General features: G+C 70.3%; 20 protein-coding genes and 3 pseudogenes. 12 read left to right on the top strand and 11 right to left on the bottom strand.

Going from position 1 to position 21,079, the window contains the following annotated elements; all coding sequences use genetic code 11:
• Window positions 1-59 precede the first annotated feature (59 nt).
• Window positions 60-377, bottom strand: a pseudogene (locus QOL88_RS00720) (ATP-binding cassette domain-containing protein); the annotation flags it as partial.
• A gap of 474 nt (window positions 378-851) precedes the next feature.
• On the opposite strand from QOL88_RS00720, the gene rph reads away from it, so the two are divergent.
• The 3 genes from rph (at window position 852) to QOL88_RS00705 (ending at window position 5,361) form a co-directional block, all read left to right on the top strand.
• Window positions 852-3,449, top strand: a complete 2,598-nt coding sequence (gene rph / locus QOL88_RS00715) for a rifamycin-inactivating phosphotransferase (protein WP_097214584.1) — start codon at window positions 852-854, stop codon at window positions 3,447-3,449.
• Between the two features lie 149 nt (window positions 3,450-3,598).
• Window positions 3,599-4,834: a GNAT family N-acetyltransferase gene (locus QOL88_RS00710; RefSeq protein ID WP_097214583.1), complete on the top strand. Its 1,236-nt coding sequence runs from the start codon at window positions 3,599-3,601 to the stop codon at window positions 4,832-4,834.
• A 188-nt stretch (window positions 4,835-5,022) separates the two neighbouring features.
• Window positions 5,023-5,361: an alpha/beta fold hydrolase gene (locus tag QOL88_RS00705; protein ID WP_373559263.1), complete on the top strand. Its 339-nt coding sequence runs from the start codon at window positions 5,023-5,025 to the stop codon at window positions 5,359-5,361.
• A gap of 55 nt (window positions 5,362-5,416) precedes the next feature.
• On the opposite strand, the gene QOL88_RS00700 is transcribed toward QOL88_RS00705, so the two are convergent.
• Window positions 5,417-5,782, bottom strand: coding sequence for an STAS domain-containing protein (locus QOL88_RS00700; protein WP_257027347.1), 366 nt, complete (start codon window positions 5,780-5,782; stop codon window positions 5,417-5,419).
• A gap of 220 nt (window positions 5,783-6,002) precedes the next feature.
• Between QOL88_RS00700 and QOL88_RS00695 the strand changes: the two genes are divergently transcribed.
• Window positions 6,003-6,413 carry an ATP-binding protein gene (locus QOL88_RS00695; protein WP_107426729.1) on the top strand — a complete coding sequence of 137 codons (411 nt, stop codon included), beginning with the start codon at window positions 6,003-6,005 and terminating at the stop codon, window positions 6,411-6,413.
• Window positions 6,414-6,450: 37 nt separating this feature from the next.
• Here the strand turns inward: QOL88_RS00695 and QOL88_RS00690 are convergent, their stop codons facing one another.
• Both QOL88_RS00690 and QOL88_RS00685 read right to left on the bottom strand, forming a co-directional pair.
• Entirely contained in the window at window positions 6,451-6,921 is a 471-nt protein-coding gene (locus QOL88_RS00690; protein WP_097222784.1) for a hypothetical protein, read from the bottom strand.
• A gap of 45 nt (window positions 6,922-6,966) precedes the next feature.
• On the bottom strand, window positions 6,967-8,463 hold the full coding sequence (locus QOL88_RS00685) for an MFS transporter (protein ID WP_097214581.1): 1,497 nt from the start codon (window positions 8,461-8,463) through the stop codon (window positions 6,967-6,969).
• Between the two features lie 241 nt (window positions 8,464-8,704).
• Here QOL88_RS00685 and QOL88_RS00680 point away from each other — a divergent pair, with 241 nt between their 5' ends.
• Window positions 8,705-9,595: a helix-turn-helix domain-containing protein gene (locus QOL88_RS00680; RefSeq protein WP_097214580.1), complete on the top strand. Its 891-nt coding sequence runs from the start codon at window positions 8,705-8,707 to the stop codon at window positions 9,593-9,595.
• Here the strand turns inward: QOL88_RS00680 and QOL88_RS00675 are convergent.
• Window positions 9,582-10,106 carry an AAA family ATPase gene (locus QOL88_RS00675; RefSeq protein WP_097214579.1) on the bottom strand — a complete coding sequence of 175 codons (525 nt, stop codon included), beginning with the start codon at window positions 10,104-10,106 and terminating at the stop codon, window positions 9,582-9,584. The genes QOL88_RS00680 and QOL88_RS00675 overlap by 14 nt on opposite strands.
• 128 nt (window positions 10,107-10,234) lie before the next feature.
• Here QOL88_RS00675 and QOL88_RS00670 point away from each other — a divergent pair, with 128 nt between their 5' ends.
• The 3 genes from QOL88_RS00670 to QOL88_RS00660 all read left to right on the top strand — a co-directional run bounded on the left by QOL88_RS00670 (window position 10,235) and on the right by QOL88_RS00660 (window position 12,756).
• A complete protein-coding gene (locus QOL88_RS00670) occupies window positions 10,235-10,936 on the top strand; it encodes a VanZ family protein (protein WP_097214578.1) in 702 nt (233 codons plus the stop codon).
• A gap of 67 nt (window positions 10,937-11,003) precedes the next feature.
• Window positions 11,004-11,684 carry a response regulator transcription factor gene (locus QOL88_RS00665; protein ID WP_097214577.1) on the top strand — a complete coding sequence of 227 codons (681 nt, stop codon included), beginning with the start codon at window positions 11,004-11,006 and terminating at the stop codon, window positions 11,682-11,684.
• Window positions 11,677-12,756, top strand: a complete 1,080-nt coding sequence (locus QOL88_RS00660) for a sensor histidine kinase (RefSeq protein ID WP_097214576.1) — start codon at window positions 11,677-11,679, stop codon at window positions 12,754-12,756. Before QOL88_RS00665 ends, QOL88_RS00660 begins: the two co-directional genes overlap by 8 nt.
• A 30-nt stretch (window positions 12,757-12,786) precedes the next feature.
• On the opposite strand, the gene QOL88_RS00655 is transcribed toward QOL88_RS00660, so the two are convergent.
• Window positions 12,787-13,512 carry a hypothetical protein gene (locus tag QOL88_RS00655; RefSeq protein WP_097214575.1) on the bottom strand — a complete coding sequence of 242 codons (726 nt, stop codon included), beginning with the start codon at window positions 13,510-13,512 and terminating at the stop codon, window positions 12,787-12,789.
• A gap of 185 nt (window positions 13,513-13,697) precedes the next feature.
• Between QOL88_RS00655 and QOL88_RS00650 the strand changes: the two genes are divergently transcribed.
• Window positions 13,698-14,006 carry a hypothetical protein gene (locus QOL88_RS00650; RefSeq protein WP_097214574.1) on the top strand — a complete coding sequence of 103 codons (309 nt, stop codon included), beginning with the start codon at window positions 13,698-13,700 and terminating at the stop codon, window positions 14,004-14,006.
• On the opposite strand, the pseudogene QOL88_RS00645 reads toward QOL88_RS00650, so the two are convergent.
• The 3 genes and pseudogenes from QOL88_RS00645 to QOL88_RS00635 all read right to left on the bottom strand — a co-directional run.
• Window positions 13,907-14,266: pseudogene (locus QOL88_RS00645) on the bottom strand (MmyB family transcriptional regulator); the annotation flags it as partial. The gene QOL88_RS00650 and the pseudogene QOL88_RS00645 sit on opposite strands and share 100 nt — an antisense overlap.
• A 171-nt stretch (window positions 14,267-14,437) precedes the next feature.
• Window positions 14,438-16,402, bottom strand: a complete 1,965-nt coding sequence (locus QOL88_RS00640) for a protein-arginine deiminase domain-containing protein (RefSeq protein ID WP_097214573.1) — start codon at window positions 16,400-16,402, stop codon at window positions 14,438-14,440.
• 161 nt (window positions 16,403-16,563) lie between these two features.
• Window positions 16,564-16,986 carry a DUF350 domain-containing protein gene (locus tag QOL88_RS00635; protein WP_097214572.1) on the bottom strand — a complete coding sequence of 141 codons (423 nt, stop codon included), beginning with the start codon at window positions 16,984-16,986 and terminating at the stop codon, window positions 16,564-16,566.
• A gap of 272 nt (window positions 16,987-17,258) precedes the next feature.
• Here QOL88_RS00635 and QOL88_RS00630 point away from each other — a divergent pair, with 272 nt between their 5' ends.
• On the top strand, window positions 17,259-17,966 hold the full coding sequence (locus QOL88_RS00630; protein ID WP_257027343.1) for a 2-phosphosulfolactate phosphatase: 708 nt from the start codon (window positions 17,259-17,261) through the stop codon (window positions 17,964-17,966).
• Window positions 17,963-19,027 (top strand): enoyl-CoA hydratase/isomerase family protein, encoded by a 1,065-nt coding sequence (locus QOL88_RS00625; RefSeq protein ID WP_097214570.1) that lies wholly within the window; start codon window positions 17,963-17,965, stop codon window positions 19,025-19,027. The genes QOL88_RS00630 and QOL88_RS00625 overlap by 4 nt, the downstream gene beginning before the upstream one ends.
• Before the next feature lie 95 nt (window positions 19,028-19,122).
• Here the strand turns inward: QOL88_RS00625 and QOL88_RS00620 are convergent, their stop codons facing one another.
• Entirely contained in the window at window positions 19,123-20,163 is a 1,041-nt protein-coding gene (locus QOL88_RS00620; RefSeq protein ID WP_097214569.1) for a vWA domain-containing protein, read from the bottom strand.
• 79 nt (window positions 20,164-20,242) lie between these two features.
• Window positions 20,243-20,614, bottom strand: a complete 372-nt coding sequence (locus QOL88_RS00615; protein ID WP_143668831.1) for a hypothetical protein — start codon at window positions 20,612-20,614, stop codon at window positions 20,243-20,245.
• On the opposite strand from QOL88_RS00615, the pseudogene QOL88_RS38740 reads away from it, so the two are divergent.
• Window positions 20,499-21,047, top strand: a pseudogene (locus QOL88_RS38740) (WCX domain-containing protein); the annotation flags it as partial. The gene QOL88_RS00615 and the pseudogene QOL88_RS38740 sit on opposite strands and share 116 nt — an antisense overlap.
• Between the last annotated feature and the right edge of the window lie 32 nt (window positions 21,048-21,079).

The raw sequence follows: 21,079 nt of genomic DNA, 5'->3' as shown, positions 1-21,079 counted from the left end.
ACCTCGGGAACTCCCGTCCCGGTGAGCGTGCCGTCCGCCGGACGCGCCGGCGGTTCACCCTCGCTGACGTCCCCGGACTCGACGGCGTCCAGGGCGCGGATCACAGCGTCGACGCCGAGCACCTCGGAGACGACCAGGCTGCCCGTCAGGGGGAGGCTCTGCGGAAGGTGGTCCAGCGTCCCGTCGACCGACAGCAAGCCGGTACGGGGCCGGAGTTCACCGGCGATCAACTTGAGCAGCGTGCTCTTGCCCGCACCGTTCGGGGCGACCAGGCCCGTACGGCCGGTCGTGACGGTGAAGGACGGATCGCTGAAGACAGGGGTGTCGTCGGGCCAGGAGAAGGACAGACTCGAGCACACGACGGAGGCGTCCGGCATGGAGATGACCTCGGGGTACTACGGACAGAGAGAGCTCTGCCCTGGGCAGACGTGGGAAAGGAGATACGACGAACCGGCCACCTCGGCGGCGCTTCCTCAGCGCGCCCGGCGGCCGTCAGATCCGGGTCTCACCCCGAGATGTCGTCTTCACCCACCACGTCTGTGACTCCTCGATACAAGGTCAACGTCGCTGGCACAGTAACAGCCGCCGCGCCGGCAACCGCTCGGTTCCAGCCGCCCGGGCCAGTGGTCCCGTCGAGCGCTCTGGTCCGGCGCTCCGGAAAGCACAAAGGCAAGGAGATCTCTCCTTGCCTCTCCTAACTTATAGCGCACCGGGGGGCTTGCGGCAAGGCCCGGGTCTCGGCGCAGAATCATCGGCCGAAGCCACAACCTGCGGAAACGGGGACACGAGGTGCGTGTGTCGGAGATTGAGACCTGCTCGACCAGCGGTACGGCAGAACCGGAGGTATCGCGATGACCGAGCAGTACGTGCTGGACCTTCAAGAGGTGGACGAGACGCAGCTCGCGCTCGTCGGCGGCAAGGGCGCGCACCTGGGCGCGCTGGCGAGGATCGACGGCATCCGCGTGCCCGGCGGCTTCTGCGTGACGACACACGCCTTCCGGCAGATCATGGGGCAAGCGCCGTCGGTCGAGGAACTGCTGGATCGGCTGTCGCGCCTGAACCCCGACGACCGGGAGGCACTGCGCACACTCAGCGCGCAGATCCGCCGGACCATCGAAGGGATCACCATCCCGGGCGATCTCGCCGCGGCGATCACCGGCGCGCTCTCCCGACTCGGCGAGCAGACCCCCTGCGCCGTCCGCTCCAGCGCGACGGCGGAGGACCTGCCGACGGCCTCCTTCGCCGGCCAGCAGGACACCTACCTGAACATCGTGGGGCCCACGGCGATCCTCCGGCACGTCAGCCGGTGCTGGGCCTCGCAGTTCACCGAACGGGCCGTGACCTACCGTCAGCACAACGGCATCGACCACCGTACGGTCGACATGGCCGTGGTCGTGCAGCGGATGGTCTTCCCGCACGCGTCGGGCATCCTCTTCACCGCCGACCCCGTCACGGGCAACCGCAAGGTCGCCACCGTGGACGCCGGCTTCGGTCTTGGTGAGGCCCTGGTCTCCGGCCTGGTGAACCCGGACGTCTTCAAGGTGCGTCACGGCGAAGTCGTCGCGAAGACGATCGCCGCCAAACAGCGCGCCGTCCACGCCCTGCCGACCGGCGGAACACAGGAGGTGGAGATCGACGCGCAGCGGCAGGAGCAGCCGGCACTGACAGATGCGCAGGTCGTGCGGCTCGTCCATCTCGGGCGGCGGATCGAGGAACACTTCGGCCATCCCCAGGACATCGAATGGTGCCTGGTCGACGACGACTTCCAGATCGTGCAGAGCCGGCCCATCACGACCCTGTTCCCCATCCCAGAGGGCGCCGACCAGGGGAATCGCATCTACGTCTCGGTCGGTCATCAGCAGATGATGACCGACCCCATGAAGCCCCTCGGGCTGTCCATGTGGAAGCTGACGGCCATGGCGCCGATGACCGAGGCCGGCGGGAGACTGTTCGTCGACGCCACGCGAGCCCTGTCCACACCCAAGGGCCGAGCCGGCCTCCTGGACCTCGTGGGAAGGGGCGATCCACTGACCCGGGACGCGCTGGAGACCGTCCTCGACCGCGACGACTTCCTCCCCCTGCTCCCGGACCCGGCTCCCGGCGGATCCCCGGCCGGCGGCCCGCCCGCCCCGATCGAGACCGATCCGGCCATCGTCGACGGGCTGATCGAGCGCAGCCAGGCGTCCATCGCCGCACTGCGGCGCGACATCGCCACGCAGACCGGACCTGCCCTGTTCGACTTCCTGACGGAGGCCTTCCAGGAGCACAAACGAGTCCTCACCGATCCGCTCAGCCATCAGGCGATCATGGCGGGCATGGAAGCCACGTGGTGGCTCAACGACAAGCTGCACGAGTGGCTGGGGGAGAAGAACGCGGCTGACACGCTCACCCTGTCCGCCCCCGGCAACGTCACGTCGGAGATGGGCCTGGCGCTCCTCGACGTCGCGGACGTGATCCGCCCCCATCCGGAGGTGGTGACGTTCCTGCAGAGCGTCGAGGACGACAACTTCCTGGACGAACTGCCGAAACACGCGGGCGGGACCACAGCGCGTGACGCCATCGAGGAGTACCTCGACCGCTACGGCATGCGCTGCGCAGGCGAGATCGACATCACGAGGCCCCGGTGGCGCGAGAGCCCCAGCACACTCGTGCCGGCGATCCTCGACAACGTCAGGAACTTCGAACCCGGCGCCGCCCAGCGGCGCTTCGAGCACGGCCGGCAGGAGGCGTCAAAGAAGGAACAGGACGTGCTGACCCGCCTGCGGGCCCTGCCCGACGGGGAGAGCAAAGCCGACGAGACACAGCGGATGATCGAGCGGGTCCGCACCTTCATCGGCTACCGGGAGTACCCGAAGTACGACATCGTCAGCCGCTACTTCGTCTACAAGCAGGCCCTGCTTGCGGAGGCCGAACGCCTCGTGCGGGCCAAGGTGCTCCCGGAGAAGGAGGACATCTTCTACCTCACGTTCCAGGAGCTGCGCGAGGCCGTTCGCTCGCACCGGGTGGACGATGCGCTCGTCCGCCAGCGCAAGGAGACGTTCCAGACGTACCACGCGCTCACCCCGTCCCGGGTGCTCACGTCGGAGGGCGAGACCGTCAACGGGGCGTACCGGCGCGACGACGTGCCGGACGGCGCCCTGATCGGCCTACCGGTTTCCGGCGGGACCGTCGAGGGGCGGGCCCGCGTCATCCTCGACATGGGGCAGGCCGATCTCGAGCCCGGCGACATCCTGGTCACGGCCTTCACGGACCCCAGTTGGTCACCCCTCTTCGTCGGCATCGCGGGCCTGGTGACAGAGGTGGGCGGCCTGATGACCCATGGCGCGGTGATCGCACGCGAGTACGGCTTGCCGGCCGTCGTGGGCGTCGACCGGGCCACCCGGCTGATCCGGGACGGCCAGCGGATCCGTGTGCACGGCAGCGACGGGTACGTCGAGATCCTGCCCTGACCGGGCTGTGCCCGACGGGCCGTGAGGGACGGGCCGTGGGGGGCGTGGGGCGATCGTTAATTCGCTTGCCTCCACCACAGGTTGACGCTGCACGCTGCTATCGGCACCACCGTCCGTGGTGCCGATGGCCCGAGGAGGCAGCGGCAGCGATGGAAATACGTCCCACGACCGACGAGGACCTCGAAGTCTTCGTAGACACCGTCCACGCCGCGTTCGGGCGCTTCCCGGATACCCCGGTCGAGGGTGGCGGGCAGTGGTGGTCGGCGCTCGAAATGGACCGCTGCCTGCTCGCCCTGACGGCGGACGGTCGGCCCGTCGGCACCGCCGGCGCGCATTCCTTCGAGCTCACCCTGCCCGGCGAAACCATCGTCCCGGCCCCCGGGGTGACGGCCGTCGGCGTCCTGCCCTCGCACCGGCGCCAGGGCGTGCTCAGCGCGATGATGCGGCATCAGCTCGGTGAATTGCGGGCCCGCGGGGAGTTCCTCTCGGTGCTGCTCGCCTCCGAGGCCACGATCTACGGCAGGTTCGGCTACGGACCGGCTACCTACACTCAGGAGCTGACGGTGCCGCGCCACCGGGCCGCCCTCGCTCCACCCCGGGCGTCCGCAACGGCCGACGCACCGGACACCGGTGCGGACAACGGCTCGGTCGAGGTGCTGCGTAGCGCCGGGTGCGGCGAGATCCTGGAAGAGATCTACGACCGGTACCGCCGCGCCCAGCCCGGAGCGCTGTCCCGCCCGCACCGCTGGTGGGACCTGCGCGCGGGGCAGCCCCCGATCTCTCCGGCGCCGCGCTACGTCGCCGTCCATCGTGACGCCGACGGCGTCCCGGACGGGTACGCCAGCTACTCGCTCGGCGAGCCCGAGACCACTCTGACGGTCGACGAGACCATCGCGACCGACGCTGCCGTCTTCACGGCCCTGGCCCGGTTCGTGCTCAACCACGACCTGGTCTCGCGGGTCGTGTTCAAGCACGTCCCGCCCCAGCACCCGCTGCGCTGGCAGCTCGCGGACTTCCGCGCGGGCGAGGTGAGCGGCGACATGGACTGGCTCTGGGTGCGTCTGCTGGACGTCCCGCGTGCGCTGACCGCGCGCGGCTGGTTCGCCGACGGCGAGCTCGTCCTCGACGTCGAGGATCCGTTCCTCGGCGAGCACGGCCGCCATCTGCTGACCGTCCGGGACGGCAAGGCCGACTGCGTTCCGACGGACCGGGAGCCGGACCTGTCCCTGGACGTGCGGGACCTGGGATCGGTCTACCTCGGCGGCACCGCCCCGACCACGCTCGTCCACGCCGGCCGCGTCCGGGCCCACCGCCCGGACGCGGCCACCCTCGCCGACGCCCTTTTCCGCAGCGACCGCGCCCCGCACTGCCTGCACTGGTTCTGAACCCCGCGGCCCCCGACCCCCGGCCGGGGGTCGGGGGCCGCGGGGTTGTGGTCAGCCGGGGTCACAACACTACGCAGCGGTACGCATGGCCAGCTTCCTGGCGTGGGATTCGGCGGCCGCGAGGGAATCGGTGCGGGACGTCTCGAAGAGGGGTGGCTCGCGAGAACTGCCATGTCCCACTGGCGGTCATGCGCCGTCTCGGGCACGAGCGCTTCGCCGTCGTCGGGCACGACCGGTGCGCGTACGTGGCCACTCGGCTCGCCCGGGACCATCCGGAGGCCGTCTCCGGCGTCACGGTGCTGGACGCCGTTCCGATCGGGGAGGCCCTCGGGCGCTGCGACGACATGGCCGACCTCTACGGCGACGTCCTGGCCGTGTGGCGCGACTGGACCGGCGACCGCCTCGAGGGGCCCGATCGAGTCCGGCCATCACAGGGCCGAAGAGGCACCCGAGGCTCTCGTGACGGCGCGCCGCTCGACTTCTGGCGGAGTGTCGAGGAGCGCGGCGGTCGGGCGGAACCCGTCTGATGCCCGTCAGTCCGAGTCATGGGGAGCCTGGCGAGGTCCGGGCTGCCCGTACGCGTCAGGTGATCAGGGCCTGCTCCGTGGTGGGATGGCAGGGGATGAGGGTGTCGACGCCGACCAGTTGGAGAACACGCAGGACGCTTTCCTGGGCTCCGGCGATGCGCACCCAGCCGTCTGCCCGGCTCACCTGCTGGTGGGCGGCGACGAAGATGTTGATGCCGCTGGAGTCCATGAACGTCACGCCGCTGAGATCAGCGACGATCCGCGGCGGGTCCGCCCCGTCCTCGATCAGCAGGGCTTCGCTGAGCACGTGCCGGACGTCATGGTCGATCTCGCCCCGAAGCGTCACGACACGGACGCCTCCGGTCATGTGGTGTTCGGCGTGGAGCCGGCCCGGCCGGTCCGCTTCCTCGAGCTGGGACACCGTCTCCTCGATTGTGCTTAGGCTTGCCCGGTCAGAATGTGCGCAGTCGATTGTGCCCCACCGCCCCGGCCGGATGCACCCGGGCGGCTGTGCCGAACAGCACCCTCTTGGCATGTAGGGCAGCGAAACGGGTACCGGCGCGCTTGAACGGGGAGTGAGGGCGAGGCCAGTGAAACCTGATGCCGACGGTGACGGCTGTACTACGCCTGACGAGCATCTCATGCGCGTCGGGTATGCCTTGGACGGAGACGACAGCTGTATCGCGGACGCCCGCCGTCACGCCGCCGCTTTCCTCGACCGGGCGAGCGCCGAGCAGCACCTGCCCGTCTCCGCCCGAGCGAGAGACCTCACCGCGCTGGTGGTCAGCGAGCTCGTCACCAACACCCGCAAATACGCTCCGGGCCCCGTCCTGCTGGACCTGCGTGTCACCGCCCGCGTCGTGGAAGTCAGCGTCTGGGACAGCGACCCCACCATGCCCGCGGCCCGGGCCGCCGACCCCCACAGGATCGGGCAGCACGGCTTGGAGATCGTGAAGGCCGTGGCCGAGGACTTCGCGGTGCAGCGGGAGGCGGTCGGCAAACGCATCACCGCCCGCATCCCCTTGGCCGACGGCCCGGGCAGCGATACCTGAGGGCCGCGACCTCTCTTACGGCCGCGACCAGGGCGCGTCAGGAGACCCACGCTTCGCTGTGCCGATGCCGGTCCAACCCCACGGCAGAGAACTCGTCCCCGGCTGCGCCTGCCACCACCCCCAATCTCCGAAGCGCTTGCGAGACAGGACTGCCCGCCGGCGGAAAGGGCTCGCCCTCGTCCACGTGGAGCGGCGCGAGCGCCATGGTGCCCGCGTCCCACACGGCAGCCCGCTGCTCGCCGACGCCGCCGAAGTACTCGGCCTCCACGTACGCCACCGGCCCCCCGGCCGACCAGCCGGCGAGCACCTTCTCGAACCCTCCTGGGAACCACCGGAATCCCCACGTGCCGTCACCACTGCCGTCCGTGACGGCTTCGAACAGCGCGTATGTCATCGGCATCAACGACAGACCCTGTCCGATCGACGCGAGCCGGGCGACGGACAGATCCCGGGTGCCGACACGCAGCACGTCCTGGCCGGCGATCACTGCCCGCAGGTCGTAACTCATCTTCACAGCCTCCTGGTTGACGACCTCATCCTGTCGCACCACACGTCAGCCGCGAGGCAGGAGGAGGCGGGCCAGGACGGTGGTGGCGAGGAGGAGGGCCGCCACCATGAGGAGGCCGAGGCGCATGCCCGGGAGGGAGAAGGCCCCGGCGGGGCCGGCCAGCAGGCTGCCGAAGACGGCGACGGCGAGCGCGCCACCGGTCTGACGAAGGGAGTTGAGGAGGCCGGAGGCGGTTCCCGCGCGCTCGTGCGGAACGCTGTCCATGAGCAGCGCGGTCAGCGCCGGTACCGCGAGTGCCCCGCCGACACTCAGCGGCAGCAACAGGACGAGCACGAGCCACACCGGGGTGTGCGCGGCCAGCGGCAGCATGGCCAGCATCGCTCCGGTGAAGATCAGCTGCCCGGCGACGATCACCGGGCGCCGCCCGACCCGCTCGGCCAGTCGCGGCGACACCAGATTGGTCGCCGTCACCACCGCGGACATGGGAACGAACATCAACCCGGCCTCGATCGCCGACATGCCGCGCAACTGCTGGTAGTGCAGCCCGAGCAGGAAGATCCCGCCGTAGAAGGCGGCGTTGACGGCGAAACCGACCGCGAGTGAGGCGGTCACCCGGCGGTCCCTCAGCAGGGCCGGCGGGACCATCGGCTGACGGTGCCGGGCCTCCACCACGCGGAAGGCGCACCCGGAGGCGAGGGCGAGTGCGGCGGCGCCCAGGACGGGCCCGCTGGTCCAGCCCATGTGGCCGCCCTCGATCACGGCGAACGCCAGACCGGCCAGGGCCAGTACGGCGGTGAGCTGACCGCCGACGTCCAACGCGGCGGGCCGGCGCGGGGAGCGCGGTACCCGGATCAACAGGGCCAGGATCACCGCCCCCACGGGGAGGTTGAGCAGGAAGACCGCCCGCCAGCCGGCCGAGTCGGTGAGCAGCCCCCCGAGCACCGGCCCCGCGGCCATCGCCACCGAGCCGCCGACCGTCCACAGCGCGATGGCCCGGGCACGCGCCCGGGCATCCCCGTAGGCCTGCCGGATCAGCGCCAGCGAGGCCGGCATCACGACCGCCGCGGCAGCGCCCTGCGCCACCCGCGCGGCGACCAGCACGCCGATGTCGGGCGCGAGCGCACAGGCGAGGGAAGCGAGGGTGAACAGGGCGATGCCCCAGGCGTAGGCGCGGCGGGCGCCCGTGCGGTCGGAGAGAGCGCCCGCCGAGAGCATCAAGGCCGCGAACATCAGGGTGTATGCGTCCACCACCCACTGCAGACCGGACATTCCGCTGCTGAGGGAGTCCCGGATCGCGGGCAGCGCGATGTTCACGGCCGAGACGTCGACGGTGATCACCGTGAAGCCGAGGAGCGAGGCGACCAGCGCGAGGCCGCTTCGCCGCGGCCCGGTGACGGTCTCGGCGGGTGGCACGCTCGGTCCCACCGGGGCCGGCGTAGGTCGCGCCGGATCAGGCGTCTTTCGCCCCTCAGGTGTCGACGGCTCCGGTTCGTGACCGGGGGTGGAGGCGGTGGACGGAGGCGAGGCAGGCGTGGCCGGCATGGTGAACTCCCGGAAACTGCAAGAACGGTCGTGGAAGAGGGAATCGGGCGGGCGGCCGCGAACCACCGGGCCGCGGTCCGGTGTCGTGCACCCCCTGGGCCCCGGCGGCCGGGCCGCCCGCTCCGGCATCAACTCTGCGCTCGCGCGCCGCCGCACGGCAGACCGCGCTCTGCCCCGGGTGCGGCGTTCCAGGCCCTGACACGGCCCCCCACACCTCTTGACCGCCTGAGACAATGACCGGATGACAGCAGCAGCGGATGCGAGGGGCACGGAGCTCGGGCGATACCTGAAGGCCCGCAGAGCGCAGGTACGCCCGGAGGATGTCGGTCTCCCGGCCGGAGCGGGCCTGCGCCGCACTCCCGGACTGCGCCGCGAAGAGCTGGCCGCACTGGCCGGAGTGAGCGTCGACTACTACATCCGTCTGGAGCGCGGCCGGGAGACCAACCCGTCGCCCGCCGTCGTGGACGCCCTCGGCCGCACCCTCAGACTGCGCGGCGACGGATACGAGCGCCTGCACGAACTGGCCGAACTGGCCTCCGGCCGCCCCACCGAGCTACCGGCCTGCTCGGACCACACCGTGCGCGACTCGGTGCTGCGGATGCTGGAGTCGGTGCGCCCGCTGCCCGCCTACGTGGTGAGCCGGTACAACCGCGTGCTGGCCGCGAACCCGCCAGGGCGACGGCTCATGCCCGGTCTCTGGGACTGGCCGGAGGACCAGCGCAACCTCACGCGCTACGTCTTCCTCCACCCGGTAGGCCGGACGCTCTACGAGCCGTGGGAGGAAACCGTCGCCCTGTCGGTCGCACATCTGCGGGCGGTCGGCGGGGCCGACCCCGACAGCCCCGAACTGACCGCACTGGTCGGCGAACTGATGCTGAAGTCGACGCAGTTCGCCCGCCTCTGGGAGCGGTACGACGTCTGCGAACGCGGCGGCGGGCAGAAGTCCTTCCGGCATCCCAAGGTCGGCCCGATGACCCTGACCTACGAGGTCATGCGGCTGGCCCGGACGGGTGGCCAGCGCATGGTGGTCTACCAGGCAGCGCCCGGCACGCCGGACGAGACGGCCATGCTGCGCCTGGAGTCAACGGCCACCCGCGCCGAGCCGGGGTCCCCGGTGCTCAGCCGTTCTTGACGGACTCCGCGATCTCCAGGGCGGCCTGCGTCGGCGTGAGGTGTGTGGTGTCGATGACCTCGGCCTCGCCGTGCAGCCAGGTGCGGGCAGCCTCGGCGTAGGGCTCAAGGTATTCGAGTCGGAACGAGGAGGGGCCCAGAACGGTGTCCCCCTCGATGCGCCGGCGGAGCGTGGCCTGGTCCGCATGGAGGACGAAGTGCCGTACCTCGATGGCATGCTCGGCGAGGCCCGCGCTGATCTCGCGCCAGTACTGCTCGACCAGGACGGTCATGGGCATCACCAGAGTGCCGCCGGTGTAGTCGAGCACGCGACGGGCCGTCTCGACCACGAGTGGCCGCCAGGGCGGCCAGTGCTGGAAGTTGTTCGTCGAAGGCAGCCCCGGCTTGATGTCCATGAGTGTCTCGCCGACCTTCTCGGCGTCGAACACCCGTGAATCCGGGATCAGTTGCTGCACGAGTGCACTGGTCGTCGTCTTGCCTGCGCCGTGGGTGCCGTTGAGCCATACGATCATGGGCCCACGCTAGCCCTGGGCGGCCGCGATCGAAGCGTGTCGGTCATCTTCCGCCTCGGCGTGGGGTATCGCCGGCGTATCGAAAGCCGCATACGCCACCGCAACGGCCCTCCGCATGCAATGGAGGCATGACCTCCAACGCATCCCTGCCGTCACCGGCCCGCCGGACGCGCGGCATCATGCTTTTCGTCCTGGCGACCCTCGTCCTGGCGTGCGCCGTGTTCGTCGTGCGGCGGCCGCTGATGATGTCCGCCCCGGCGTGCATGGCAGGCCGGTGGCACGGCTGCTTCGACACGTTCAACGGTGTCGTGCTCCTCACCCTGGCCGCGCTGCCGTTGGCCGCGCTCGTGGTCTGGGCACTGGCGCGCCACCGGCGTGCCGCCGGTGTCATGTCGGCATGGCGGATCTCGATGGCCGAGGTGGGCATGGTCTACGGGACGGCGCCGTTCCTGTGGATGACCCTGATGCCGGGCGGCGGGGCCGGCACCGTGCCCGCCCGGGTGAGCCTGGTACCACTGCGGGATCTGGCCACGATGGGTCCGATCGGCATCGGCGGCAACCTGCTGGTCTTTGCTGCGCTCGGCTTCTTCGCTCCCATGCGGTTCGCGGCGTCGGCCTCCGTGCCGCGGGTCCTGGCCCTCGGGGCGGGCTGCTCGGTGCTGGTCGAAACCGCGCAGTACGTCCTGCGACTGGACCGGGTGTCCTCCGTGGACGACGTCCTGGTGAACGCGACGGGCGCCGTGCTGGCCGCGCTGGCGTCGCGCCGCTGGTGGCGTACCACGGAGGCACCGGCGGACCGGCCTCAGCCCACGCCGGTAGGGGCACGCTGAGTCGTGTGTCCGCCGTGCCTCGTCTTTGCATACGTCGGCGGTATGCGGCGCTGCCTAGGCTTCGGACATGCGTGTACTGATCGTGGAGGACGAGCCCTACCTGGCCGAAGCCGTCCGGGACGGGCTGCGGCTGGAGGCGATCGCCGCCGACATCGCGGGCGACGGCGACGCCGCCCTGGAGATGCTCAGCGTCAACTCCTACGACCTCGCGGTCCTCGACCGCGACATTCCCGGTCCCTCCGGTGATGAGGTCGCCCGGCGCATCGTCGCCTCCGGCGGCGGCATCCCGATCCTCATGCTCACCGCCGCCGACCGGATCGACGACAAGGCGTCCGGCTTCGAGCTCGGCGCCGACGACTACCTCACCAAGCCGTTCGAGCTGCGCGAGCTCGTCCTGCGGCTGCGCGCGCTGGACCGCAGGCGCGCGTACGCCCGGCCCCCGGTCCGTGAGATCGCCGGCCTGCGCCTCGACCCCTTCCGCCGGGAGGTCTTCCGAGACGGACGCTACGTCGCGCTCACCCGCAAGCAGTTCGCCGTGCTCGAAGTCCTCGTCGCCGCCGAAGGCGGTGTCGTCAGCTCCGAAGAGCTGCTGGAGCGGGCCTGGGACGAGAACGCCGACCCCTTCACCAACGCCGTCCGCATCACCGTCTCCGCGTTGCGCAAACGGCTCGGCGAGCCGTGGATCATCGCCACGGTGCCGGGCGTCGGCTACCGCATCGACACCGGCAGTGCCCATGAACATGAATAGACGCCCGGGACTCAGCGCCCGCCTGAAACTCACCCTCAGCTATGCCGGACTCGTCCTCGTCACCGGCACCGTCCTGCTGGCCGTGGTGTGGCTGTTCCTGCTGCGCTACGTGCCCGACAACTCCCAGGGCCTGCTCGGAATCTCCCCCAACCGGTTCCTCCTCTCGCGCATCTTCGGTCGCGCCGCCGCCGTGGCGATGGGCTTCCTGCTGGTGTTCGGCCTCGTCGGCGGATGGTTCCTCGCCGGCCGGATGCTCGCACCGCTCACCCGGATCAGCGAGGCGGCACGGACGGCCGGCAGCGGGTCGCTGTCCCACCGGATCCACATGGAGGGCCGCCAGGACGAGTTCCGTGAACTCGCCGACACCTTCGACACCATGCTCGAACAGCTCGAGTCGCATGTCGCCGAGCAGCGGCGGTTCGCCGCCAACGCCTCCCACGAACTGCGCACTCCGCTGGCCATCTCGCAGACGCTGCTCGATGTCGCGCGCAAGGACCCCACACGCGACCGCGACGAACTCCTCGAACGCCTGCAAGTCGTCAATGCGCGGGCGATCGACCTCATCGAGGCCCTCCTGCTGCTCAGCCGCAGCGACGGCGGGGCCTTCGCCCGCGGGAGCGTCGACCTCTCCCTCGTCGCCGAAGAGGCCGCCGAAACGCTGCTGCCCCTCGCCGAACAACGCCGGATCACGCTCGGCGTCACCGGCGGGGCGGCCCCGACCAGCGGCTCCGGGGAGCTCCTGCTGCGGATGGTGACGAACCTCGTCCAGAACGCCGTAGTTCACAACGTCCCCGTCGGCGGCACCGTGTCCGTCCATACCGAGGCGCGGGACGGCGCGAGCGTGCTGCGCGTGGAGAACACGGGTCCGGCGGTGCCACCGGAACTGGTGCCGACCCTCACCGAACCCTTTCAGCGCGGCACGGAACGCGTACGCACCGACGAGCATGCCGGTGTGGGGCTCGGCCTGGCCATCGTGCGCAGCGTCGTCCGTGCCCATGACGGGACCCTCGCCCTCGTCGCCCGCCCCGCCGGCGGTCTCGTCGTCACGGTCCGGCTTCCCGGCACGTCGTAGCCGGCGGGGTCCGGGCATGCCCCCGCCTCGTCAGCTGTCGGAGTCCTCGGTCTGTGCCCCGGCTTCCGGCGCGGCCGCCGACTGTGCGGCGGGCGCGGTGTAGAAGACCGACCTGCCCTGCTTCGAACGCTCGGCCTGACTCTTGGCAACGAGCCCCTCGAGCGTCACGCGTACGACCTTGGCCGCGATGTCACGGTGGGGGTGGGCCTGGCCGAGCGCCGTGGAGATCTCCGCAGCGGAGCGCGGTTCCTTCTGCGCCGCGAGGTGGCGGCGAATGAGCTCGACGAGGGTGGGCTCGCCGGACTTGGCGGCGCCCGCCGCCGTCTTCGTGGAACCTGCCGTCTCGGTGGTATCTGCCGACTTGGCGGTAGCTGCCGCCTTGGTGGTACCCGCTGCCTTGGCGCTGCTCGTCGTCTTGGCCGCGGACTTCCTGGCTGCCCGCTTGGCCGGCGCGGCGGACGTGCGTGCCTTCTGCTTCCCGCCGGCCGCGGCACCGTCCTTCTTCCGCCGTGGAGAGGGCACCACGGCACTCGGGGAGTCGGAGGCGGACTCGGTCGGCGGCGCGGTGATGCCGAGTGCCTGGTGCATGCTCACCAGCACGCCGTGGTCGCGCTGCAGAGCGGCAAGCTGCTCCTGCAGCGACGCGATCTCCGCACTGACACGTTCCTGCTCCTTGACGTTCGCGTCGAGGTCGCCGGTCACCTGGGCGATGTACTGAGATGCCAGTTCGGTGGCGGGAGTTGTCGTCTCGGACATGCTGCTTGCCTTTCCTCGGCGTTGGAGGCGTACTGCGGATGGTTGCCTGTCCGGGAGGCAGGCCCGGCGGCCCGGTAGGACGCCGTATGTGCCGCGAGTTGCCTCGATGTAGCGATGGTACGGACCGACGAAGCAGGTTGTTCCCCTTGAGCACCGCCTTTCCTCGGAGGGGAGAGGATGGTCTGGTGCTGTTGACGTGGATCGCCGAAGTGGCGGACGAGACATCGACACCGGAGCCGGGTGACCGGCCTTTCACCAACGCCTCCATGGTTTGCGACGACCTTGCCCCGGTGGTCGAGGCGTTCCTGGCCGCCGGCGAGCCGCAGGTCACGCCCTTGCGGGTCTGGACCAGCAGGGTCGGAGGCCCAGGCTGGGTCGACGAAGACGAGGAAGTACTCTGGCGTTCCTTCGGAGCGGCAGAGACGTCGGTGGCGGCCCAGGACGCGAGCAAGTGCAAGGCGTGTTCGGATGGTGAGCCGGGCTCGGCGGCGTAGACGGTCAGGGTCGGGCCGGGGTCGGCGGCCGGCTTCAGGCCCTCGAAGGCCAGTGTGAGCTTTCCGACCGCCTCGTGCCGGAAGCGCTTGGTCCCCCTGCCGTGGCGGCGGACGTTGTGGGCGCCCCAGCGGGTGCGGAACTCCTCGCTGCGGGTGGACAGTTCAACGACGAGATCATGCAGGTTCTTGTCGTACGGATTGCGGCCGGCCTCGGTGCGCAGGATGGCGACGGCGATGTCGGCGAACAGGTCCCCTCCAGGAGGAGCACTGGCACGGTGCCGCCCCCGACCGCTTCGTGGACCACATCGCCCTGTGGGAGGGCACCGGCGACGCCACCCCGGAGACCCGGTGGGCCGTGCCTGTCACCGACCAGCGGTACGACGGCCCCCCACCCGCAGCAGGTAACCCGACGTGCCGGCTGAAGGCGCTGTCTACGACTCGTTGCGGTTCACCACCGGGTTCTGCCACCACGCGGCACTCGCGTCGCGCAGGGTGTTGGTGCCGCAGTGCACTTCACCCATGCCGAGGTGGTAGGTGTACCAGTCGTCGATGTACGACACCTTCATGCCGACCCGCTGGTAGACGGCGGTGACGGCCTCCGTGAAGATGTCCTTGCCGTTGACGACGGGCCCCCACTGGCGCGGCGCGAGGTAGCGGTCGCGCCCCAGGAGCAGGCCGTTGACCGCACCGGGAACGTACGCACCGGTCGTCACCGTCGCCGGAGCCGCCGCCCGCGGGGCAGGGTTCCCGGCGAGCCACTTCTGCTGGCCATGGTCCCCGAGGCCGTCCACGAGGTCGGAGGCCGCGCCCATGCGCGTCAGGCGGGGCACGGGAATCTCCTGCCCGTCGGCGCTCAGAGCGTCCGAGCCCCGGGTGTACAGCGCGGGCACCCGCACGATCTCCTCGTCGGTGACCCCGGTCTGTCGCTTGAGGATGTCCAGGTTGGCCGCGATGCGCCGGGCCGCCATCTCGTTGTCGGCCACCAGGTGACGGGAGGCGAGCGCCTGGTCGATGGTCTCCTTGGGCGCCGGGGTGTCACTGCGGCCCGGGACGGAGAACATCTTCGTGTTGCCGTGTCCGTCGCGCTTGGCGTCGCGCAGCATCCGCAGCCCCGCCTGCGGATCGGCGACCCCGATGCGCCAGCCGCGCGGGGTGTCGGCGGGCAGGAACTGCACGAACTCGTCGACATGTCCCACGCTCAGCCACGAGGTGTCCAGCAGCAGCGGGTCCTGCATCCCCTGGGACTTGAGCAGGGTCCGCATCACCTTCGACGGACGCGCCCCGCTGTCCTTGCGCTCGCCCATGATGATCCGCCCCGCCGGGAAGGAGCGACCGCCGTGCGCGTGGGGCGGGATGGTCTCCAGGTTTCCCATGGAGTTGAGCGACCAGTCGTCGGGCTCCGCCGGGTCGTTCACCTGCACGACGCCGACGTCCCGGCCGCGCACCCGCTCGAACAGTTCCCGGCCCGCGTCCCGGTCCGGCTGTGCGGAACGCAGCATCACGCGCATCACATGCCGCCCGCCACCCGGCCCGGTCATGCTGACGTAGGCCGGCTCGACGAAGTCCTGGACCCAGCGGTCGGCGTACTTCTCGAAGGTGATCAGCGGCGTGGTGATCCCCGCCTTCTCGACCTCCTTCCCGAGCGCCGTGACGAACTCCCGCTGAAGGCGGCTGTCCGGGCCATCGCCCTGGACCTTGGACACCATCACCTGCTGTGTGTTCTGCAGGTGATGCTGAGTCAGCAGCGGCGCGACGCGCAGGGTGACCGCGTCGGAGGTGGACTTCCGCCCGGACGTCACCGTCAGGCGGACCACGGCGCGGCCGTCCCATTTCGCGCTGTCCCGGACGACATCGGTGGCCTCGACGCCGAACTCCACACCCGAACGCAGCTCGGCCGCCGTCAACCTGGTCGCGGACGTCACGAGGGTCCACTTCCCGGCGCGCTTGAGGAAGAGGTGCGCGTGTGCGCCACCCGTGGCGATCTTCAGGCTGCCCGTGGCGTTGGCGGGGAGACCCGGCAGGGGCACGGAACGGATTCGGGCGAGGTCGGCGGCGTCCTCGGCGCCGTTGACCTTCGTGTCCGTGCCGTCGTTGCAGGCGGCCAACTTGGCGTCGGACAGCGGTGCGCCACCGGGCCCGGTCACCGGACACCGCTTGCTGTCGTCATCGATGTTGGGCAGATACACGGCCCCACGCTCGACGGACCAGCCGTCCTCGCCGGTGCTGTCACTGCCACCGGCGACATCGATCCGCCCGTCGCGGTTGACATCCGCCCGCAGATCCGCGCGCCCGTCTGCGTCGGCTGCGAAGGCGGAGCCGGCCGGCCCGGCCAGCACCGATCCTGCGGCAGCCATGGCCAGGACCACCGACCCGGCCGGGTACAGACGCGACCGCATACGTCTACGTGAACGCACAGCACGTTCCTCTCAGTTGGAGGGATCCGCCCTGCAAGAGGAGGGACGATGGCTGTGCGTTCACTGTGCGGCGAGAGTTACTCCCTGCGAATGCGCCGACACTACTGTGGTCGAGCCGGTGGCGCGCAGGACCTGTCGGCCGGTCAGGCGATGGACGCCGAAATGATGGCGGACACGGCGAGGTTGCAGGAGGCCGTCACCCAGACCGCAGGATGAGGCTCCTCCTCGACCAGGGTCGCCCCCAGACGCCCGGGAGTGACCAGGTCCACCACCAGGAACGCCACCGCCATCATCACCAGTCCCAGCAGCCCGAACGCCGCGGTCGAGACCAGTCCCTTGCCGAAGTCCTCATACGCCGTCCATATGGACGTGAACACGACGCCGCCGATACCGAGCAGCGCGGAGCTGAGGACCGTGGCGGCGTTGCGATTGCGCTGTTCCCAGATCTGACGGCCGAGCTTTCCGGGCGTCAGCACGTCGACCAGGACGATGCCGAGGACCAACAGAACCAGCCCCAGACCGCCGTATGCAGTGGCCCGCCCGAGTCCGTTGACGATGTCGCTCATGGGGTTGCCAACTCCGAAGCGTAGAGATCATGAGTGATCGCGGTCAAAGAGAGGCAAAATGTAGCGCACCCGCGCCGCCCGCCGAACGGCGCCCGGCTCACCGCGAAGGATCACCGGCGAGGGCGCGGAGGAACACCGGCGATGGAACGACGGATCGCAGGGCGAGGGCGTGAAGAATCACTGGCGATGGGACACAGAGGCGCCGTCGGCGGTCGAGGTGATGCGCGTCACTGCCTGACCGCGTCCTCCGGGGCATGCGCGATCATGGCGGGATGGACGACGCTCGCTTCCTCGGCATCATCGAGTTGACCGAAACTCCCTCCGTGGCGGTCGTGATCGACGTCATGCGTGCTTTCACGGTCGCTGCCTGGGCCTTCGGCCAGGGCGCGGAAAAGATCGTTCTCGCCGAGTCGCTGGACGAAGCCCTGGCCCTCAAGGCTCGCCACCCGGACTGGGTGGCACTCAAGGACGGACCGCCCGCGCCCGGGTTCGACACGGTCAACTCGCCGGGCCTGCTGCGGTCTCTCGACCTCACCGGACGGACCGTCGTGCAGAAGACGACGGCAGGAACGGTCGGCGCCCTGGCGGTCAAGGAGGCCTCGCTGGTGCTGTGCGCCGGCTTCGTGGTGGCGGAGGCAACGGCTCGGCTGCTGCGGACGCGTACGGGCGGCAGTGTCACGTTCGTGGTCACGGGCGAGGACGGGCGGGCCGACGAAGACCTGGCGTGCGCCGAGTACATCGCCCGGAGAGCCACCGAGCCCCGGACGGACGCGGCCGACTTCCTCCGCCGCGCCGGAGAGTCGCACGCCGCCGCCGAGCTGACGGAGGGTATACGTCAAGGAGCCCACCCCGACGACGTCGCACTCTGTCTCGAGCTCGACCGGTTCCCCTTCGCCATGGTGGCGGCCCTGGAGGACTCGCTCATGGTGCTCCGTCCCACGCGCGAACCCGTGCCGGGCCCGGGGGAGGAGCCCCGATGAGCCGACCCGAAGAGCGCGAACCCGTCCTCTTCCACACCCAGGGGCGTGCCGCCCGCATCACGCTCAACCGGCCTCGCGCACTCAACGCCCTCACCCACACCATGGTCCGCCGCATCGACGAGGCGCTCACCGCCTGGGAACGGGACCCCGCCGTGGAGACCGTGGTCATCACCGGCGCGGGGGAGCGCGGCCTGTGCGCCGGCGGTGACATCCGCGCCATCCACGACGACGCCCGTGACGGTGACGGCACGGCCTCCGCCGCGTTCTGGCGCGACGAATACCGCCTCAACGCCCGCATCGCCCGCTGGCCCAAGCCGTACGTCGCGGTGATGGACGGCATCGTGATGGGCGGGGGTGTCGGTGTCTCGGCCCACGGCAGCGTCCGTATCGTCACCGAGCGGTCCCGGGTCGCCATGCCGGAGACCGGTATCGGCTTCGTGCCGGACGTGGGCGGCACCCACCTGCTCACCGTGGCCCCGGGGGAGCTGGGGACCCACCTTGCCCTGACGGGCGCTCAGATCAACGCCGCCGACGCGCTGTTGTGCGGGCTCGCCGACCACTATGTGCCGACGGCCGCACTGCCGGATCTCCTGGACGCCCTTGCCGAGTCGCCCGTGGGGGAGGCCCTGGCCGGCTCCGTGCGGACCCCCGAGGAGGGCGCCCTGGCCGCCCGGCGCGACTGGATCGACGCCTGCTACGCCGCCGACACCGTCGAGGAGATCGTGCGCCGGCTGCTCGCGCACGGCGACCCCGGCGCCAAGGAGGCCGCGGAGACCCTGCTCGCCAAGTCGCCGACCGCCCTGAAGGTCACCCTCGCCTCCCTGCGCCGCGCCCGCAGGCTCGGCGCGCTTGAGCTGGTCCTGAACCAGGAGTACCGCGTCTCCTGCGCGGCCCTGGACACACCCGACCTGGTCGAGGGAATCCGCGCCCAGGTCGTCGACAAGGACCGCAGGCCGCGCTGGTCACCGAAGACCCTGCGCGAGGTCACCGACGCCGATGTCGAGCGCTTCTTCACCCCGCTCGGTGAGCGGGAACTCGGTCTGTCGCCGCCCATGCGCTGAGGGCACACGACCTGCCGGCGGTGCCGTGGAACGGACCCGTGAGGGGGACAGCGGGGGCGGCGAAGCCTCCGGCACCCCATCGGCTTCGTGAATCGTCAGAGCATGAGCAGCAGCCGCGTGTGGGGAACGAGTTTGCGGTTGACGCTGGTGCTCTGCACGAAAATGGTGAAGTGGTCGTTGTGGTCCGGCTTGACGCGGACTTCCGTGTCAGGCAGGCCGAGCAGGGATCGGGCCTCGGGTCCCGTATAGACGCGGTCCGTCTTCTTTTCCAGCACCGCGATCTGCTTTTGTGCCTGAACTTTCTCCGACTTGCTGAGCTCGTAGAACGCCCCACCGGTCCGGTAGGTGTGTCCACATTCGACGACCCACTCCTTGATGCCCGCATTGCGGGCCACCGGGATCAATTGGTACTTCGACGGATCGACCGGGGTGAGGCCGGCCGCCTTGATGGTGTCCTCGTTGACCGCTTCCGCCCCGGTGGAGAACACCGCACGCGATCCCCGGATGCCCTGGGTGCGGCCCATCATGAAGTTCTCGGTGGCCTGCCGGATGACCTGCCCGGCCTCCTCCAGACCCTGCGTGCTGGTGGCGTCCCATATGGCGATGTTGTCCTTGGGGAAGCCGCACTGCATGGCCTCCCGCTTGCCCATCTGGTCGGGCACCAGCACGGCCAGCGTCCAGTTGTCCTGCTGCCGCTCGATCATCTCGGCCACGGCCTGGACCAGTTGGCGTGGATTCCTGACGGGGGAGTCCGGGCAGCGGTGGCTCGCGTTCTCCTGCCCGTCGGTGAGCACGAACGTCAGGAAACTGTGGTCGCCGTACAGTTGGGCCGTCTGAGCCAGCTCCCGCTGCGACTTCAGTGCGGCCGCCAGGAGGGCCGTCATTCCACCGGTCCGGTACAGCTGCTTCAGCGACGGCATGCGCAGCACGTCCTTGTCGTAGATGACGCACTCCACCTTGTCGGCGAAGACATACACCGTGACGCGGGTTTCCTGGTCCAATTCCCTGGAACGGCGCGCGAGATAAGCGATCTGCTGGTCGGCGACCTCGACGACCTTCCGGCTCAGATGGGACATCGACGAGCTCGCATCCAGCACTAGAGCAACGTGATTGATGTAATTCTGGGTTCCGGACATCACAGCTCCCCCTTGTTCCGACTTGATGCTCCAATCCTCTCACCCACCACTGACAATCGATCTTGGTTCCGGCGCCGGCCTAGGACAGCAGCATGCGCGTCCAGGCGACGGCCAGGAGTCCGCAAACGAGTGTGAACAGGCTCTGCACCACGGCCGTCACGGGCATCCTCAGCCGGGCGTAGACGAAGGCGCCGACCGCCGCCACGGCCGGCACGCCCCAGACGACGAACCAGACCAGGACGGGGGTGTCGCTCGACTGCACGGGGCGTGAGGAGTGCGGCGCGTGGGCGGCCCCCATCCCGACCGCGACGAACAGCAACCCGGCGACAACGACGATGACCGCGTCCGCGACCAGGAGCAGCACGGCAAGGCCGACATCGATCAGTCGGGACGGGCGTTCACGCCGGGCAGGCGCCGGGGAGCCCTGGTCGTCCGCGGGCGGAGATGCCATGACCCGACTGCACCACGGAATGACACGTTCGGCACCGTCCGGGACGGTGAAGGAGTCCTCCTGCGACCACGACGGCGACGGCCCGGCCGCACAGGCGACTCACCTCGGGCGGCACCCGGCCGGCCGGGCCGGAGCCGTCGGCTCAACCGGCTGTCCGGTCGCTCACAACCATATCGACGACATTCCCGCCCCGCTCACCGTGACCGCCCATGTCCGCGACGAGGTGCCGGCCTGGTCCCTCCGCGCCCACGCACCCGATCTCGCCGATCCCACACCGGGTCGGCCCCTGGTCGAGGCGGAGGACGAACCGGGCTGGACGAGGGTCGAGCCGCGCTTCCGCTCGCCGCGGGGCGCCGAGAGACTCCTGGCCTTCGGGCCCGACGCCGAAGTCCTGTCCCCCGAGGACGTCCGCCGGGCCCTGGTTCGCAGAGCCGCCGCGATCCTCGCGCTCTGCGTCCCGCGCCC

The sequence above is a fragment of the Streptomyces sp. Ag82_O1-12 genome (assembly GCF_900182715.1).
Lineage (GTDB): Bacteria > Actinomycetota > Actinomycetes > Streptomycetales > Streptomycetaceae > Streptomyces > Streptomyces massasporeus.
This window is presented reverse-complemented; position numbering and strand designations above follow the sequence as displayed.

Excerpts from the sequence above, each read along its gene's own strand:
- QOL88_RS00640 (WP_097214573.1), bottom strand. The coding sequence starts at position 16,402 with ATGCGGTCGCGTCTGTACCCGGCCGGGTCGGTGGTCCTGGCCATGGCT.
- QOL88_RS00635 (WP_097214572.1), bottom strand. The coding sequence starts at position 16,986 with ATGAGCGACATCGTCAACGGACTCGGGCGGGCCACTGCATACGGCGGT.
- QOL88_RS00680 (WP_097214580.1), top strand. The coding sequence starts at position 8,705 with ATGACAGCAGCAGCGGATGCGAGGGGCACGGAGCTCGGGCGATACCTG.
- QOL88_RS00710 (WP_097214583.1), top strand. The coding sequence starts at position 3,599 with ATGGAAATACGTCCCACGACCGACGAGGACCTCGAAGTCTTCGTAGAC.
- QOL88_RS00705 (WP_373559263.1), top strand. The coding sequence starts at position 5,023 with ATGCGCCGTCTCGGGCACGAGCGCTTCGCCGTCGTCGGGCACGACCGG.
- QOL88_RS00615 (WP_143668831.1), bottom strand. The coding sequence starts at position 20,614 with ATGGCATCTCCGCCCGCGGACGACCAGGGCTCCCCGGCGCCTGCCCGG.
- QOL88_RS00655 (WP_097214575.1), bottom strand. The coding sequence starts at position 13,512 with ATGTCCGAGACGACAACTCCCGCCACCGAACTGGCATCTCAGTACATC.
- QOL88_RS00670 (WP_097214578.1), top strand. The coding sequence starts at position 10,235 with ATGACCTCCAACGCATCCCTGCCGTCACCGGCCCGCCGGACGCGCGGC.
- QOL88_RS00675 (WP_097214579.1), bottom strand. The coding sequence starts at position 10,106 with ATGATCGTATGGCTCAACGGCACCCACGGCGCAGGCAAGACGACGACC.
- QOL88_RS00695 (WP_107426729.1), top strand. The coding sequence starts at position 6,003 with ATGCGCGTCGGGTATGCCTTGGACGGAGACGACAGCTGTATCGCGGAC.
- QOL88_RS00690 (WP_097222784.1), bottom strand. The coding sequence starts at position 6,921 with ATGAGTTACGACCTGCGGGCAGTGATCGCCGGCCAGGACGTGCTGCGT.
- QOL88_RS00630 (WP_257027343.1), top strand. The coding sequence starts at position 17,259 with ATGGACGACGCTCGCTTCCTCGGCATCATCGAGTTGACCGAAACTCCC.
- QOL88_RS00660 (WP_097214576.1), top strand. The coding sequence starts at position 11,677 with ATGAATAGACGCCCGGGACTCAGCGCCCGCCTGAAACTCACCCTCAGC.
- QOL88_RS00685 (WP_097214581.1), bottom strand. The coding sequence starts at position 8,463 with ATGCCGGCCACGCCTGCCTCGCCTCCGTCCACCGCCTCCACCCCCGGT.
- QOL88_RS00620 (WP_097214569.1), bottom strand. The coding sequence starts at position 20,163 with ATGTCCGGAACCCAGAATTACATCAATCACGTTGCTCTAGTGCTGGAT.
- rph (WP_097214584.1), top strand. The coding sequence starts at position 852 with ATGACCGAGCAGTACGTGCTGGACCTTCAAGAGGTGGACGAGACGCAG.
- QOL88_RS00625 (WP_097214570.1), top strand. The coding sequence starts at position 17,963 with ATGAGCCGACCCGAAGAGCGCGAACCCGTCCTCTTCCACACCCAGGGG.
- QOL88_RS00665 (WP_097214577.1), top strand. The coding sequence starts at position 11,004 with ATGCGTGTACTGATCGTGGAGGACGAGCCCTACCTGGCCGAAGCCGTC.